This is a genomic window from Georgenia sp. G2120 (assembly GCF_055326485.1).
Map to the genome: position 1 here is coordinate 1 of NZ_JBUZNL010000031.1, position 2,837 is coordinate 2,837.

The 2,837-nt window shown below is 58.1% G+C and carries 2 rRNA genes; both read right to left on the reverse strand.

What is annotated here, in order from left to right:
• Positions 1–618 (reverse strand): 23S ribosomal RNA (locus ACZLMO_RS16680); the annotation flags it as partial.
• 410 nt (positions 619–1,028) lie between these two features.
• Positions 1,029–2,549 (reverse strand): 16S ribosomal RNA (locus ACZLMO_RS16685).
• Between the last annotated feature and the right edge of the window lie 288 nt (positions 2,550–2,837).

Sequence of the window (2,837 nt, forward strand, 5' to 3'; positions counted from 1 at the left end):
TGGAGGCTCCGACGGATTGTAAGCATCCGGTTTCAGGTACTATTTCACTCCCCTCCCGGGGTACTTTTCACCTTTCCCTCACGGTACTAGTCCGCTATCGGTCACCAGGTAGTATTTAGGCTTAGCAAGTGGTCTTGCCAGATTCACACCGGATTTCACGGGCCCGGTGCTACTCGGGAACACACCCACACCACACACGCCACGGTACGCCTACAGGGGTCTCACCCTCTACGCCAGGCCTTCCCAGACCTTTCAGCTCCCATAGCACTGCACAGTGCTCCTTCCGGCAGGAAGGAACGGACATGCCCCACAACCCCGCACGCACAACGCCTGCCGGCTATCACGCACGCACGGTTTAGCCTCATCCGCTTTCGCTCGCCACTACTCACGGAATATCTCTTCCTGCGGGTACTGAGATGTTTCACTTCCCCGCGTTCCCTCACACGCCCTATACATTCAGGCGCGCGTGACCACCCATGACGGTGGCCGGGTTCCCCCATTCGGACATCCACGGATCACAGCTCGTTTGCCAGCTCCCCGCGGCTTATCGCAGGCTACAACGTCCTTCATCGGCTCCTGGTGCCAAGGCATCCACCGAATGCTCTTAAAAACTTCCAACCACCACCACACAACCAACATGCGGCGGCTAGTTAAGGAACACAACACTCAACAAAACATACAAAGATGCTCGCGTCCACTGTACAGTTCTCAAACAACCCACCCACACCCACACCCCCACCACCTCAACAGGCAGTGGCTCGGTGAGCAGAGCACCAGAAACAACCAACCCCACAGATCAACCCACCACAAGGGCAGGCGACCCGAATTACGGGGTGGGTGGTCTCAGGACCCAACAGCGCGTGACCATCAAAGATGTTCCACCCATGAGCACCACCCACACCCCCAACGAGCTCGTTGGGCGGACCCGGCCGGCACACTCGGCCAACCAGACAACCCCCTCCACCAGGCAGCTCCCCGCAAAGGGACGCCGGTGTGACTGGGGTTTGTGGGTGCCAGATGCTCCTTAGAAAGGAGGTGATCCAGCCGCACCTTCCGGTACGGCTACCTTGTTACGACTTCGTCCCAATCGCCAGTCCCACCTTCGACAGCTCCCTCCACAAGGGTTGGGCCACCGGCTTCGGGTGTTACCGACTTTCGTGACGTGACGGGCGGTGTGTACAAGGCCCGGGAACGTATTCACCGCAGCGTTGCTGATCTGCGATTACTAGCGACTCCGACTTCATGGGGTCGAGTTGCAGACCCCAATCCGAACTGAGACCGGCTTTCTGGGATTCGCTCCACCTCGCGGTATCGCAGCCCTTTGTACCGGCCATTGTAGCATGCTTGAAGCCCAAGACATAAGGGGCATGATGATTTGACGTCATCCCCACCTTCCTCCGAGTTGACCCCGGCAGTCTCCCATGAGTCCCCACCATGACGTGCTGGCAACACAGGACAAGGGTTGCGCTCGTTGCGGGACTTAACCCAACATCTCACGACACGAGCTGACGACAACCATGCACCACCTGTATACCAGCCTTACGGGGCACCTATCTCTAGATGTTTCCGGTATATGTCAAGCCTTGGTAAGGTTCTTCGCGTTGCATCGAATTAATCAGCATGCTCCGCCGCTTGTGCGGGCCCCCGTCAATTCCTTTGAGTTTTAGCCTTGCGACCGTACTCCCCAGGCGGGGCACTTAGTGCGTTAGCTACGGCGCGGACCCCGTGGAAACAGGCCCCACACCTAGTGCCCAACGTTTACGGCATGGACTACCAGGGTATCTAATCCTGTTCGCTACCCATGCTTTCGCTCCTCAGCGTCAGTAATGGCCCAGAGACCCGCCTTCGCCACCGGTGTTCCTCCTGATATCTGCGCATTTTACCGCTACACCAGGAATTCCAGTCTCCCCTACCACACTCTAGTCTGCCCGTACCCACTGCAGGCGCGGGGTTGAGCCCCGCGTTTTCACAGCAGACGCGACAAACCGCCTACGAGCTCTTTACGCCCAATAATTCCGGACAACGCTTGCGCCCTACGTATTACCGCGGCTGCTGGCACGTAGTTAGCCGGCGCTTCTTCTGCAGGTACCGTCACTTTCGCTTCTTCCCTGCTGAAAGAGGTTTACAACCCGAAGGCCGTCATCCCTCACGCGGCGTCGCTGCATCAGGCTTTCGCCCATTGTGCAATATTCCCCACTGCTGCCTCCCGTAGGAGTCTGGGCCGTGTCTCAGTCCCAGTGTGGCCGGTCACCCTCTCAGGCCGGCTACCCGTCGACGCCTTGGTAGGCCATTACCCCACCAACAAGCTGATAGGCCGCGAGCCCATCCCTCACCGATAAATCTTTCCACCCCCACCCATGCGAGCAGGAGTCATATCCGGTATTAGCCCCGATTTCCCGAGGTTATCCCGAAGTGAAGGGCAGGTTGCTCACGTGTTACTCACCCGTTCGCCACTGATCCACCCAGCAAGCTGAGCTTCACCGTTCGACTTGCATGTGTTAAGCACGCCGCCAGCGTTCGTCCTGAGCCAGGATCAAACTCTCCGTAAAAGTATCGCACCCACGCCAACCACTAAGGGCCGGACACGGGCGACTATCCATACGAAGACCAACCCAACCCCCACAACGAGAGCCCGGCGATCCCAACCAACCCCACCAACCCCAAGGAAAAGGAGCCAGCAGAGCCAAAAAAACAAACAACAACATGAGAACACCACCCACCCGGCCCACCGATCGGCAGACCAGACACGATGACGCCCCCACATACATGGCATCAAAAACAATCACGCACTGTTGAGTTCTCAAACAACCCACCCACAACACACCAACCCAGAACCT